The organism is Priestia sp. YIM B13490, from assembly GCF_042787735.1.
GTDB lineage: Bacteria > Bacillota > Bacilli > Bacillales > Bacillaceae_H > Priestia > Priestia megaterium.
Map to the genome: position 1 here is coordinate 269,052 of NZ_JBHZOT010000003.1, position 13,764 is coordinate 282,815.

A 13,764-nucleotide genomic window follows, 5' to 3' on the forward strand; every position below is an offset into this window, starting at 1 on the left:
TATGTAAGCGCTTTCTGTTATAATGAAATTAGGTTGGATAGCATGCGTGGCTATCGGTGTACTCAGCGCAGGCGGGGCTAGTACAGAAAGAGAAGGCTACATACAAGTTAATAAACATTTAGTGGATAGAAATAAGAACTCTCAAAAACAAATTTATTAATTTGTATGCTAAATCGTAAATTAACAAAAACGGCACTTATGATAAGGTTTTAGAGAAAAGAATCCAGCATATACTGTATAAGCAATTTTTTTACTCTAAAAAAGGGTAAAGAAATTGCTTATTTATTTTTAAATAAGTGCACAGCTGTTCAGATTTGTTTTGAGATATCTAGCGTTAGTGTATAATAGTAACAAGTATGAAAAGTTGACATTGTGAATTGATTAAAGGGGATTTAAAAATGAGTGAACTAAAAATAGATGATGTAGCGAAGCAAAGCGGTTTAACAAAACGTACGATTCGTTATTATGAACAAATTGGACTGATGCCAGCACCTCCAAGAAGTGAAGGTGGATTTCGTCTGTACACTGAAGAACATGTAGAATTTTTAAAGAAAATTACGAATGCCAAAGAAGTCATGGGTTTTTCACTTCAAGAATTACAGGAATTTCTTGCTTTAAGTGATACTCTTGAAATACAAAAGATGGATTATAGGCAAGTGAAAGGAACAAGTCAACAAAAAGAAAAGTTAGAGCAAGTGTTACATACGGTAGAAGAGCAGCTCAAACTGATTGAACAGAAAAAGAAAAATATCTTAAAAGTAGAGTCTGACCTTCTGTCATTGAGAGATCGTGCTAAGACTGCAATTGTAAAATTTGAGCAGGAAGAATCATAAAAAGCAGGCGCATTCACCAGAAGAGTGCGTCTGCTTTTACGGTTTTTATAGGGCATTCATTTATGATTGTGAAGTGTTTTCTTCTAGCTGTACCCCTAAAAGAAGTAAAATAGCCTGTATTCCATCGGCTTTTCCATTGTGAAAGCTTCTTGTTTCAGCATCCAAAGCTTCATTTACAGATTCCATCATATTTGATTCGTACAAGTCTAAAATTAATTGTTTTCCTTCCGGACTCAAATGCAGCTGCCCGCGTTCCTTCATTTTAAACTTCAACTTCTTCAACTCCCTTTCCCATAATACTATCAGTATACAAAAATAATAACATTTACGTAAACGTTAATTTTTGTATATGGACAGAAGAACGTATTGAGTATAGGTACTAAGTGAGGTGAGAGATACTGATTATCCTTTGCTTGTTTTAATGTTTGTCAGCTTATAGCCGCAAGCTGAGCATGTATAGATAACGTTTTGATTGGACTGAGCAGTTAAAACGGTAGCAAGCTCTTTTTGAGAATGACAGTTAGGACAAATAACAACAGGGGATTTCATGTGATTTTCTCCTTTTCTTTTTCATAGTCAAATTTTATTTTATGTAAAGTTTAATCAAATATCCTGTGTGCTATCAAAAATGACAGAAGACATGTAAAAAAGCATTCTCGCTCAAAAGAAACGGGAATGCTTAAGGTTAGTTTAAAATCCGTCCTGGCTTGCTGTAAATGGAATGTTAAGTCTTCTTTCTACATTGCGTAAGCGCTGATTTAATCTGTTTATACGATCAGTATGTCGCTCCACAACGCGATTTAAACGAGTAATTTCTCTGACTTGCTCCTCATTTTGTCTCTCAAGGGCACGAATTCTTCGTTCAAATCCTCCAAGATTTTGAAGCTGCTGTCTTTCATCGTATTCTTCATGCTGTGGTACGTAAGGGGGATAGTATTGTTGAACTGAGTAATCAACTTGCTGAGGACTGTATCCAGGGTTGAAATAATAAGGGTTCATTAGGGCACCGCTCCTTTTAAATAGTAATTTCAAATCAAACACGATATAACGTATGCGAAGATAAGAAAAATGCTATAGGCACATACCTAAAGACATTCTGTATTTAAAAAAGGAAAGTATTTTTAAAAGTCAAAAGGAGATAGCCGGTCCTTTCTTGAATATGCAAAATAGAAAAGCTTCTTTTTTAGACACTTTATTTAAGAAAGAGGGAAAGTGACCGATGGCTCAAGGAAAACAAAAACCAGCACCTAAAATAGAAGAATCAAAAGCTCCGCCTGCAAAGAAACAAAAGTCGAAGAGCCGAAGCACTAAAAAAGCGGAGCCTCCTACATCGCCCTGGGTAAAAGCTGCTTCCATTTTATCTAACATTGATTTCATTCGTTTGTTTCGAGTGCTGTTTCTTGCTTTAGTGGTTGCTTTTATTGTGTATCAATATATTTTACTTACAAAGGGAATCTTCATCAAAACATATGCGGCCCTTTGGCATCATCACAAAATGCTCTTGCTGGCTGCAGCTGCATTCATGACCTATACTTCTTTCGTTTTTTACCTTGGCTACCGCACCGCTAAAAAACGGTAGAACTGCTCTAGGGGGCGAATAGCATCTATTCTTTGAGCAAACCTTATATGTATATCAGCATAGAGGGGGGAAGAAACGTGGACAAGCAGCGAGCAAAACAAATTGCTGATTCGCCCGTTATGGCTAACGTTACGTATAACGATACGGCCGTTTATATTCAACATGTAAGCGAAGAAAATGATACGGTAAGAATTTATCCGCTAGGTCAGCCGGAAAATGAACAAAATGTTTCCGTGAGCCAATTATTAGAGAATTAAGGTGGATAAATAGAGCTGGTTTTTCAGTTAAATAAAAGCTAGAGAGCTACATAGCTCTCTAGCTTTTATTTATTCTTCCCATTTCTTACTGCTGATTTTCTCAATAATCCCGTGCAAATCATCGGGTTTATGAAACTCAATGGGAGAAGCGCCTTTTTCAAACAGAATCGATTCGGCTTCAATTACAGCTACGTAGCGTCCGTTCACTTTCGCTAAGTGAATATTTTCACCGAAATCAGCTAACAGTCCTTTAATCTCTGTTTCACCAAGCTTCATTTTAAGCTCGGCATCAGGTGTATGCTCGACGATATGAGCAGCAGCTTCCATGACTTGATGCGTATCTAAACGTTCTTGAAGCTCACGCTTTTCACTTGTTGCCCACAGTTCCATGTCGGACTCAAACTGTTCAAGCTCTACGCTTTCTGCTTCAAACGTTTCGCTGACGTGTTCACGCACCATATCCATCACTTGTGTTTTCATAATCTCAGGCATCGGTTCGTTGTAGTCAATAAATTTCAAGAAGTCTTCAAAGTACCGGGCATGAGACGCTTGGTGTATAACGAGTTCACTTTCTTCGACCATGCCTTCTTCAGGCATGTAGGGGTATTGAATAGATTTCATGTTTTTAGTAGTAATCGCCATTTCTACGTGACGAATAAGGGTTGATTCATCTGAAATTGAAGCCACTTTTGGTTCGAAGTCACATTTTAAAATAAACACAAAAGCATGATCAAAATATTTTCTTGGAACAGCAGATACAACTAAAAATGCTCCTCCTCGAACGGCTGCAGTATCAAGGTATGCATTGATAAACTGTTCGCTATTTTCTTCAAATTCTTCTTTGGTTGTGGCAAAACGAGTGCGGTGAAATAAATTATAATTAGGGTTTGAGTCGAGAGCGTGCCCTGGTTCAACTATAAAATACCCGAGCTTTGTAGGCACTTGTTCTGCTTTGGGGTGTCGCTCTACTTTGCGTTTTACAATTTTTTTAAATTCACCGTCTAAAAAATCTTTAATGGAACTTTCGTCATATTCTTCTGTATCAAGCGTTTGAAAATGCTTATATTGTTTAGAAGCCTGTTCTTCTTTTCCTTCTACTTGTATTACGTAAAATGATAAAAAATTAATTTTAAAATCCATAGCAGTCACCTTGTTTCTTTTTAGTCAGTTACTTCAGTATAAGAAAGAGTCCGGTAAGCGTCAATGCCTGTTAGATTTAGGGGAAGAAGAGCTATTTATACAATTGATCAGCTGAGGAATAGTGTATAAAGCAAAGAATAAGAGAGGCAGGGGGCCTCTCTTATTTATACTGCTCCAACCGTTCAAAAAAGGTTTTGACAAACTTATAAAAAATTTTATCAGAAGGTGCTAAATCACGATTTCGAGGAATAATCATCCCGACTGTACGCTGAAGCTGCGGCGTATGAATAGGGAGTTTAGTCGTAAAACGAGGAGTCGTTTCAGACACTGTGCTTTCAGGAAGAAGCGTGACGCCGATTCCTGCGGATACAAGACCTTTAATCGCATCTAAATCTTCTCCTTCAGATGAAATATTGGGCATGAATCCTGCTTGTTTGCAAGCGTCGAAGGCCATTTTATGTAAAATGAATCCTTTTGGAAATAGCACAAAATCTTCATTTCTTAAATCCCGTAGCCGAATGTTATCCCGTTCAGCGAGCGGATGATGAGAAGGAACAAGGGCTAAAAGATTTTCAGTGAATAGAATATGGCCTTCTATACTCTGGTCCTCTACAGGTACAGGACCTAAAAAAGCAATATTAATATCTCTTTTTTTAACCGATTCAATTAAAAATTTATACGAACCTTGTCTAAGATGAAAAGCAACATTTGGGTGTTCTTCTTTAAAGGCTGATATAATAGTAGGAAGAAGGTGACTAGCAAGGCTTGTGGGAAATCCGATTTTAATCGTTCCTCTTTCGGGATCGAGGTATTCATCAATTTGTTCTTTTGCATAGTCAATAGCTTTCATAGCCGTTTCCGTATGCTCAAGAAAGACTTTTCCTATTGCTGTTAACTTGACATTTCTTCCTTCGCGTTTGAATAAACTAACACCTAGCTCAGACTCCAGGTTCGCGATTTGACGGCTGATCGCTGATTGAGCTACATGCAGATATTCTGCCGCCTCAGATACGTGTTCTCTTTTTGCAACTTCCATAAAATAGCGTAATTGACGCAGTTCCATAGGCATCCTCCATCTATATATATCAAAATTAGATTAGTTTTATCTAAATTATATATTGTTTATATTGATTTGAAAACTTACAATGTAAACAGGTGATCTTAAAAAGATAAAGAAAACGAACGGGGGAGAAGAAGATGACATACAATCAAATGCCAAAAGCTCAAGGTCTCTACCGTCCTGAATTTGAGCACGATGCATGTGGAATCGGACTATACGCTCAATTGAAAGGCGTAGCGTCACATGATATCGTTAAAAAAGGACTAAATATGCTTTGCCAGCTTGACCATCGCGGCGGACAGGGAAGTGATCCGCTAACAGGAGATGGAGCTGGATTAATGGTACAAATTCCACACGCGTTCTTTAAAAAGACATGCGTTGAATTGAACTTGCCAGAAAAAGGTCGTTATGGAGTTGGAATGATCTTTTTCTCAAATAACGAAGACGAGCGTCGAGAAATCGAAGCTTATATTAATAAATTAATTGAAGAAGAGGGACAAACGTTACTAGGTTGGAGAACTGTACCTGTAAATGTCGGAAAAATCGGAAAAGTTGCAAAAGAAAGCTGTCCGTACGTACGACAAGTATTTATTGGGGCAAATGACAGTATTCAAGATGACTTAGCGTTTGAACGCAAGCTATATGTTATTCGTAAGCAAGCGGAAAATTGGGCGCAAGCGCGTCAAAACCGTTTTTATTTTACGAGTCTTTCAAGTAGAACAATTGTGTACAAAGGGTTATTAACGCCTGAGCAAGTTGATGCTTTTTATCTTGACCTACAAGATGAAGATTTTACTTCAGCGTTCGCTTTAGTGCATTCTCGCTTTAGCACAAACACGTTCCCAAGCTGGGAAAGAGCACATCCAAACCGTTATTTAATTCATAACGGTGAAATCAATACGCTTCGCGGTAATCAAAACTGGATGAGAGCACGTGAACAACAGTTTGTTTCGGACGCATTTGGTAAGGATTTACCGAAGGTTCTTCCGATTTTAGATGCTGAAGGAAGCGACTCATCCATGTTAGATAATGCGCTAGAGTTCTTTGTATTGGCCGGCCGTAAGCCAGCGCATGCAGCGATGATGCTTATTCCAGAGCCTTGGTCTGAGAATCCGCACATGTCAAAAGAAAAACGTGCTTTCTATGAGTATCATAGCGCATTAATGGAGCCATGGGATGGTCCGACTGCTATTTCGTTTACGGATGGAAAGCAAATCGGTGCTATTTTAGACCGTAACGGTCTACGTCCAGCTCGCTACTATGTTACAAAAGATGATTACATCATACTTTCATCAGAAGTAGGCGTCATTGATGTTGAAGATGAAAATGTATTATATAAAGATCGTTTAAGCCCAGGTAAAATGCTTCTAATCGATTTAGAGGAGGGCCGAATTATTTCAGACGAAGAAATTAAATCTGAAATGGCACAGGCTGAGCCTTATCAAGAGTGGTTAGATGAACAGCTGGTAACGTTGCCAGAAGTGCAGGAAGAAAAATCTGAATACTTCGATGATTTGGTCATTCGCCAGAAGTCATTTGGCTACACGTATGAAGATATTCATAAATATTTAGTTCCAGTTATTACAGAAGGAAAAGATCCGCTTGGTTCAATGGGTAACGATACTCCATTAGCCGTGTTGTCTGATCTTCCTCAATCGCTGTTCAATTACTTTAAGCAGCTATTTGCTCAAGTAACGAATCCACCGATTGATGCTATTCGTGAACAGTTGGTTACATCGACAATGACATTGCTTGGTGCAGAAGGGAATTTACTGCATCCAACCAAAGAAAACATTCATCGAATTCAGCTTGAGACGCCGGTTTTAACAAACGATCAAACTGATCAGCTGAAGTCTGCCATTCATCCGGATTTCAAAAGTGCCGTTATATCTGCTGTATTTACAAATGATTTAAAAGCAGATCTTGATCGCGTATTTGCTGAAGCTGAAGCGGCAATTAACGCAGGTGCTAGCATCCTTGTTCTGACAGACCGTGAAGCGGGAGCTCAATCCGTAGCTATTCCAGCTTTATTAGCTGTCAGCGGGCTGCACCAGCACCTAGTGCGAAAAGGAAACCGTACAAAGGCGAGCATTGTAGTGGAAACGGGAGAAGCGCGTGAAGTGCACCATTTTGCAGCGCTGATTGGTTACGGCGCAGACGCAATTAATCCATATCTTACTTTTGCAACATATCAAAATGAAATTAACGCAGGTACGTTGAACGTATCGTATGATTATGCTGTTGAGAAATATGTAAAAGCCGTTACTGAAGGTGTCGTAAAAGTAATGTCTAAAATGGGTATTTCAACGGTGCAAAGTTATCGGGGCGCACAAATTTTTGAAGCGGTTGGAATCAGTGCAGAGGTTATCGAGCAATATTTTACAGGTACTGCCTCGCAGCTTGGCGGTATCGGTTTAGATGTTATTGCAAAAGAAGCAAAAACGCGTCATGACAATGCTTATGTTGAAACAATTGAGCAAACGTTAGAATCAGGAAGTGACTTCCAGTGGAGACACACGGGCGAGCATCATGCGTTTAATCCAAAAACAATTCACACGCTGCAGTGGGCTTGCCGTAAGGGAGATTACAGCTTATTTAAAAAATTCTCTGAATCGGCTAATGAAGAACGCATCGGTTTCTTGCGCAATCTGTTCTCGTTTAATGGATCGCGTTCATCTATCTCCATTGATGAAGTGGAATCAGTTGATTCGATTGTAAAACGTTTTAAATCAGGTGCTATGTCGTTTGGATCTTTAAGTCAAGAAGCTCATGAAACATTAGCGATTGCGATGAACCGTTTAGGGGCACGCAGCAACAGTGGAGAAGGCGGCGAGCATCCTAGCCGCTACACTCTGGATGAGAATGGAGATAATCGCCGCAGTGCGATTAAACAAATCGCTTCTGGGCGTTTTGGAGTGAAAAGTCACTACCTTGTGAATGCCGATGAGCTTCAAATTAAAATGGCACAAGGTGCAAAACCTGGAGAAGGCGGTCAGCTTCCAGGAAACAAAGTATATCCATGGGTGGCAGATGTGCGTGGATCAACGCCAGGAGTAGGCTTAATTTCACCTCCTCCACACCACGATATTTATTCGATTGAAGATTTAGCGCAGCTTATTCATGACTTGAAAAATATAAACCGTGATGCACGAATCAGCGTCAAGCTCGTTTCAAAAGCAGGTGTAGGAACGATTGCTGCCGGAGTAGCAAAAGGAGTAGCGGATGTTATTGTCATTAGCGGTTACGACGGAGGTACGGGAGCATCTCCAAAAACAAGTATTAAACATACTGGACTACCGTGGGAACTTGGCTTAGCAGAAGCTCATCAAACACTTATGTTAAACGGTCTTCGTGAAAAAGTAGTGCTTGAAACAGACGGGAAATTAATGACGGGTAAAGATGTAGTCATGGCAGCACTTCTAGGAGCAGAAGAGTTTGGTTTTGCTACGGCGCCTTTAATTGTTTTAGGCTGTATCATGATGCGTGCGTGTCACTTAGATACATGCCCAGTTGGAGTGGCGACGCAAAATCCAGAGCTTCGTAAAAAGTTCCTGGGAGAAGCGGACCACATCGTTAACTATATGAAATTTGTTGCACAAGAAGTGCGCGAAATTATGGCTGAACTTGGATTTAAAACAGTGGATGAAATGGTTGGACGTACAGACGTATTAAGCGTTAGCGAACGTGCAAAAAATCACTGGAAGGCTCAGCACTTAGACTTAACAACTCTTTTATATCAAGCTGAAGGTGTACGTACCTTTAAAACACCTCAAAATCATAAAATTGACGAATCTCTTGATATGCAAAAGATTTTGCCTGCGGTACAGCAAGCAATCGAGCATAAGTATCAAGTCGAGTTAGAACTTCCAATTTCTAATATTAACCGTGTAGCTGGAACAATTGTGGGAAGTGAAGTTACAAAACGTTACGGTGAGAAAGGTCTGTCAGAAGATACGATTACTCTTCGATTCACTGGCTCAGCAGGACAAAGTTTTGGTGCGTTTGTTCCAAAAGGAATGTCTATGTATCTAACTGGAGATGCAAATGATTATATCGGAAAAGGTTTATCAGGAGGTAAAATCATTGTTGCTCCACCTAAGGAAACAACAGCTGTGTCAGGCGAGAATGTTATCGTTGGGAACGTTGCATTTTACGGTGCAACAAGCGGTGAAGCTTATGTTAGCGGGCTAGCAGGGGAACGTTTTGCAGTTCGTAACAGCGGTGTGAACGTAGTGGTTGAAGGAATTGGCGATCATGGCTGTGAATATATGACTGGCGGACGCGTTGTCGTATTAGGCGATGTAGGTAAAAACTTTGGTGCAGGAATGTCAGGCGGTATTGCTTACGTATTTGCCGATGATCAAGAAGCATTCAAAAACCTTTGCAATAAAGACATGATTGGGTTTGAGGGCTTAAAAGGCGAAGAAGCAGAAGAAGTAAAAGAGATGGTTTCAAATCATCTGAAATATACGAACAGTCATAAAGCAGCATTTGTCTTGGAAAATTGGGAACAATCACTTTCAAAATTTGTAAAAGTGATTCCGAATGATTATAAACGCATGATGAATCGCATTGAAGAGCAAAAAGCAGCTGGACTAACGGAAGAAGAAGCAGCTATGAGTGCGTTTGAGGAAAATGCAAAACAAGAAAAGAAAGCATCGGCAAAACAACAAGAAGCGGTAGCTCAGTAAGAAAGGGGAGAGTACGATGGGAAAACCAACAGGATTTATGGAAATCAAACGTGAAAAAGGGAAGGAACGTGACCCGTTAAAACGTTTAGGTGATTGGAAAGAGTATGCTGCTCCTTTATCTGATGAAGCGCTAAGCCGTCAAGGGGCACGATGTATGGATTGTGGCACACCTTTTTGCCACATGGGAATGGATATTAATGCTTTTACTTCTGGATGTCCAATCTATAACTTAATTCCAGAGTGGAATGATTTAGTTTATAAAGGACGCTGGAAAGAAGCTTTAGAGCGTTTAATGAAAACGAACAACTTCCCGGAGTTTACAGGACGAGTTTGTCCTGCTCCGTGTGAAGGTTCCTGTACGCTTGCTATTTCAGATCCAGCCGTTTCGATTAAGAATATCGAACGCGCTATTATTGATAAAGGCTTTGAGAATGGGTGGATTACTCCGCGTATTCCGGAGAAGAGAACAGGCAAAAAAATTGCTGTTATTGGCTCTGGACCAGCAGGCTTAGCAAGCGCAGATCAGCTGAACCAAGCGGGTCATTCAGTAACGGTATATGAAAGAGCAGATCGTGCTGGCGGTTTATTAACATATGGAATCCCGAATATGAAGCTAGATAAAGAAGTAGTGGAAAGACGTGTTCGCTTATTGACGCAAGAAGGTATTGATTTTGTAACGAATACGGAAGTTGGAAAAGACATTACTGCTGAAGAGTTAAAAGAACAATATGATGCTGTAATTTTGTGTACAGGGGCTCAGAAGCAAAGAGATCTAGTATTAGAAGGTCGTGAAGCAAAAGGAGTTCACTTTGCAATGGACTACTTAACAACTTCAACAAAAAGCCTTTTAGACTCTAACTTCAAAGATGGTCAATTTATTGATGCTGAAGGAAAAGACGTTATTGTTATTGGAGGCGGAGACACTGGAGCTGACTGTGTAGCTACTGCTCTTCGTCAAAAATGCCGCAGCGTTGTTCAGTTTGGTAAACATCCTCAACTTCCTGCTGAGCGTACGGCAGATAATATGTGGCCTGAATATCCGCATGTATTTAATCTTGAATATGCTTATGAAGAAGCACAGGCGAAGTTTGGGGACGATCCACGTGAATATTCAATTCAAACGAAAAAAATCGTGGCAGATGAGCAAGGCAATCTAAAGGAACTTCATACGGTTCAAATGGAAAAAGTAAAAGGTGAAAATGGACAGTACATCTTTACCGAAATTCCAGGAACAGAAAAAGTATGGCCAGCTCAGCTTGTCTTTATCGCGATTGGGTTTGAAGGTCCAGAGCATCCGGTTCTATCATCGTTTGGTGTTGAAACGAAAAATCGTCGCGTAGATGCAGCGTATGGAAATTACAAAACAAATGTTGAAGGTGTTTTTGCTGCTGGTGACGCTCGTCGTGGGCAAAGTTTAATCGTATGGGCTATTCATGAAGGTCGTGAAGTAGCTAAACAAGTTGATAGCCATCTAATGGGAGCAACTGTATTACCATAACAAAAAACCGTCACAATTGTGGCGGTTTTTTGTTTATCTAGGATTTGGCACTTCATTTCCTCTACGTAAATTCTCAAATGAAACGGTTAAAATCGTGTTGGTAATTCGAACTTGTGAAGCGGGGGAAACGCTGTATAAGTTAAAAAGTTCAAATATCCAGGGGTCACGTTTTTTTAACTGTCGCGCGGCTTTTTCAACGCGTTCGTTAATAGATCCGCTGTAATTGTTATAGTTATCATCAACAAATCTTACAATGGAACGAAATAAGTATTCTGTTAGTTTGCTATCCATCCCGCCTCTTTGAGCATCTCTGTAGATGGACTGATACTGTCGTTTTAAAATTTTCATCACTCTGTCTACATCGCGTGTAGATCTAACTTCCTCTTCTTCATGCAGGATATAAGAAAATAAGTCTTCATTGTATCTATAAGGTTCTAAATAATTTTCATTCGTAGTAGGAACCACTGGATGGTAATAGCGCGGCATATAGGGGTAAACCCATTGACTGTACATGAAACATTCACACCTTCCTCGTTCATTTCCCATTAGTTTATGCACGAGCGTGCTAGCTGCTGCATGTTTGTTTTAAATAAAATTTAGGAGTTTGATAATAGGACCACCCTCTAAATTCTTGATAAGTCGATATAAAATAAATGTAAATTGGTGTATTTAGCAAGTCGGGATAATGTTGAAAAAACGCTTGGTCTCCGTAAAACATTGCTTCTAAAGCAAGGGGGAGTTCACGGCGGAAAATCTGATAACGAAGCTGCGCTTGCTCGCGGCTGAACTCGCCTCCGCTAACAAAAACTTCGCCTTGAATAACTGCTTGACGGTCTGTTACGTGAAGCGCAGCTATTACTTCATCACGCATATTTTTATCTATCGCCTTGTTGTTATATGAGCATCCGATGCTTAAAAAAAGCTGACCGGTTGTATCAGAATGAGTAAGAGTATATTTTCTTCCGGAAACCGGATAGGAGGAAGTAGCAGGGGGAATAAGAGTCGTAGAAAGTTTTGAAGGATTAAACGAACTCATAGTCATTGACACTCCTTTTTTTGAATAAATTTCAATATTATACGGCGCTATAGGCTCAATTGTGATAAATGTCTACTTTCTTTCTGTAAGAAAGGCGTTTTGATGTACTTTTTGAGAAAAGGATGGTAATATTTAGCTGGAATTATGCGTGTACAGTCCCCAAGAGTGTCTTCAAAAGCAAATGTGAATGGAGGTTATCACTTGAATATCACAACGTTTGACGGTAAGTATGGAAACTGGCTAACGACTAAAAATCCTCTTCAATTTCAAGCAGCGACTGCCTATGGGAACATTGGGCTGGCTCCTATCTATTGGGGAACAAAAGAAGAAAAAAATGGATGGTATTACATGTATCAGCCTGAAGAAATAACGGGCGTTCAAGTAGAAGGTGAAGTTGATGGTGGTAAATTTCTCATTCGAATTCCTGATGATTGGAATGGAAAGTTAGTTATGTCAGGAGTCCCAGCTACCCGAGATGAGAAATCAACGGATTTACTATTCAGTGACTATGTGTTGGCAAAAGGGTTTGCGTTTGCTGCTTCTGATAAAGGAACTCAGGGAGAAGAAGTGAGAGATGATCCATTTGCTAAAGCAAAGAACGCTCTAGTCAAAGAAGAAGACTCCATTAGAAAATGGCATATTCAATACCGAGAAGTGACAAAAATAGCTCAGAGATTTTTGTTTGAAAATTATCGTCACAAACTTCAAAAAGAAGTGACAGAATATTTCGATATAAAAACGTATGCGTTAGGTATTTCTAATGGGGGTTATGTTGTTCGCTATGCTTTAGAAAACGATGGGAAAAATGGGGAGCCTCAGCTTTTTAATGGAGGCGTTGAATGGGAAGGGGTTATGTGGCGAGCTGATCACGATAACTTGATTACTTCCTTAACCCCTGTTGTAAATCATGCCGAAGAAGCACTGTACACCGTAGGTGAATCGCAAAAAGAAGCTTTGCACCGTTTGTATCAAGCAGGGTTGCCAAAAGGATCTGAGTTTTTATGGCCATATCATGATCAGTATTATTGGTTTTTAACGCTTAATATATATAGAGATGAGTTTGACAGTCAAGCACCTGGAAGCATTCCATGGCAAAAATACTTGACTCTTTTTGAAAACGGAGTTAGAGATCGTTCATTAGATTCTATTTTTGAAAAGTATGATTATCAAGAAAGACCGCAAGATGTAAAACAAAGCGTTCGTGAAATTGAAAATACAGGTGATATTTCCGTTCCGTTGATAAGCATTACAGGGTCGTTAGATGCTCTTATTTTTCCGGATATTCATGCTTTTCCTTATGAACAACTGGTAAAAGATTCTGGTAAGCAGCACCTTCATCGTCACTATGTAATTGAAAATGGCAACCACATTGATAGCTTAGTATGGAATCATCAAATTGACCCAGATCGAAAGCTTCAGCCTCTCCTGCCTTATGTGTATCAAGGATTTGAACTGCTATGTGATTGGGTGGAGAATTTTGAAGAACCTCCGAAAAATAAGAAAATAAGTGCGCCTCTCAAGGAAATGCATGTAAAGGATCTAAAAACAGAGGAAGACGTGCTGCCGTTGACTACAAAGAAAAGCATATCAACAGAAAAATAAATCGTTCAAAACCGTGCCAAAGGTGCGGTTTTTAATTTGGAAAAGCAATGTTTGAATAAAAACACCTT

13 protein-coding genes are annotated in these 13,764 nt (G+C 39.6%); 6 read left to right on the top strand and 7 right to left on the bottom strand.

What is annotated here, in order from left to right; genetic code table 11:
- Positions 1-398: 398 nt before the first annotated feature.
- Entirely contained in the window at positions 399-833 is a 435-nt protein-coding gene (locus ACFX4R_RS11250) for a MerR family transcriptional regulator (RefSeq protein ID WP_013056794.1), read from the top strand.
- Positions 834-893: 60 nt separating this feature from the next.
- Here the strand turns inward: ACFX4R_RS11250 and ACFX4R_RS11255 are convergent, their stop codons facing one another.
- The 3 genes from ACFX4R_RS11255 to ACFX4R_RS11265 all read right to left on the bottom strand — a co-directional run bounded on the left by ACFX4R_RS11255 (position 894) and on the right by ACFX4R_RS11265 (position 1,832).
- Positions 894-1,106 carry a hypothetical protein gene (locus tag ACFX4R_RS11255; protein ID WP_043982123.1) on the bottom strand — a complete coding sequence of 71 codons (213 nt, stop codon included), beginning with the start codon at positions 1,104-1,106 and terminating at the stop codon, positions 894-896.
- Positions 1,107-1,235: 129 nt separating this feature from the next.
- Entirely contained in the window at positions 1,236-1,382 is a 147-nt protein-coding gene (locus ACFX4R_RS11260; RefSeq protein ID WP_013056796.1) for a hypothetical protein, read from the bottom strand.
- Positions 1,383-1,523: 141 nt separating this feature from the next.
- A complete protein-coding gene (locus ACFX4R_RS11265; RefSeq protein ID WP_043982124.1) occupies positions 1,524-1,832 on the bottom strand; it encodes a hypothetical protein in 309 nt (102 codons plus the stop codon).
- A 220-nt stretch (positions 1,833-2,052) separates the two neighbouring features.
- On the opposite strand from ACFX4R_RS11265, the gene ACFX4R_RS11270 reads away from it, so the two are divergent.
- Both ACFX4R_RS11270 and ACFX4R_RS11275 read left to right on the top strand, forming a co-directional pair.
- A complete protein-coding gene (locus ACFX4R_RS11270) occupies positions 2,053-2,412 on the top strand; it encodes a hypothetical protein (RefSeq protein ID WP_043982126.1) in 360 nt (119 codons plus the stop codon).
- A 77-nt stretch (positions 2,413-2,489) separates the two neighbouring features.
- Positions 2,490-2,669, top strand: a complete 180-nt coding sequence (locus ACFX4R_RS11275; protein ID WP_377569583.1) for an H-type small acid-soluble spore protein — start codon at positions 2,490-2,492, stop codon at positions 2,667-2,669.
- A gap of 69 nt (positions 2,670-2,738) precedes the next feature.
- Here ACFX4R_RS11275 and ACFX4R_RS11280 read toward each other — a convergent pair whose 3' ends face one another.
- Positions 2,739-3,809: a DUF3900 domain-containing protein gene (locus ACFX4R_RS11280; protein ID WP_162214125.1), complete on the bottom strand. Its 1,071-nt coding sequence runs from the start codon at positions 3,807-3,809 to the stop codon at positions 2,739-2,741.
- A gap of 160 nt (positions 3,810-3,969) precedes the next feature.
- On the bottom strand, positions 3,970-4,872 hold the full coding sequence (gene gltC / locus ACFX4R_RS11285) for a glutamate biosynthesis transcriptional regulator GltC (RefSeq protein WP_013056801.1): 903 nt from the start codon (positions 4,870-4,872) through the stop codon (positions 3,970-3,972).
- A 134-nt stretch (positions 4,873-5,006) separates the two neighbouring features.
- Between gltC and gltB the strand changes: the two genes are divergently transcribed.
- Entirely contained in the window at positions 5,007-9,560 is a 4,554-nt protein-coding gene (gene gltB, locus ACFX4R_RS11290) for a glutamate synthase large subunit (protein WP_377569585.1), read from the top strand.
- A 16-nt stretch (positions 9,561-9,576) separates the two neighbouring features.
- A complete protein-coding gene (gene gltD, locus ACFX4R_RS11295; protein WP_377569587.1) occupies positions 9,577-11,058 on the top strand; it encodes a glutamate synthase small subunit in 1,482 nt (493 codons plus the stop codon).
- A gap of 33 nt (positions 11,059-11,091) precedes the next feature.
- Here gltD and ACFX4R_RS11300 read toward each other — a convergent pair whose 3' ends face one another.
- Both ACFX4R_RS11300 and ACFX4R_RS11305 read right to left on the bottom strand, forming a co-directional pair.
- Positions 11,092-11,571, bottom strand: a complete 480-nt coding sequence (locus ACFX4R_RS11300) for a hypothetical protein (RefSeq protein WP_016763905.1) — start codon at positions 11,569-11,571, stop codon at positions 11,092-11,094.
- A gap of 52 nt (positions 11,572-11,623) precedes the next feature.
- Positions 11,624-12,094: a staygreen family protein gene (locus tag ACFX4R_RS11305; RefSeq protein WP_162214127.1), complete on the bottom strand. Its 471-nt coding sequence runs from the start codon at positions 12,092-12,094 to the stop codon at positions 11,624-11,626.
- Positions 12,095-12,295: 201 nt separating this feature from the next.
- Here ACFX4R_RS11305 and ACFX4R_RS11310 point away from each other — a divergent pair, with 201 nt between their 5' ends.
- A complete protein-coding gene (locus ACFX4R_RS11310; protein ID WP_377569590.1) occupies positions 12,296-13,696 on the top strand; it encodes an alpha/beta hydrolase in 1,401 nt (466 codons plus the stop codon).
- The last annotated feature ends 68 nt before the right edge of the window (positions 13,697-13,764 follow it).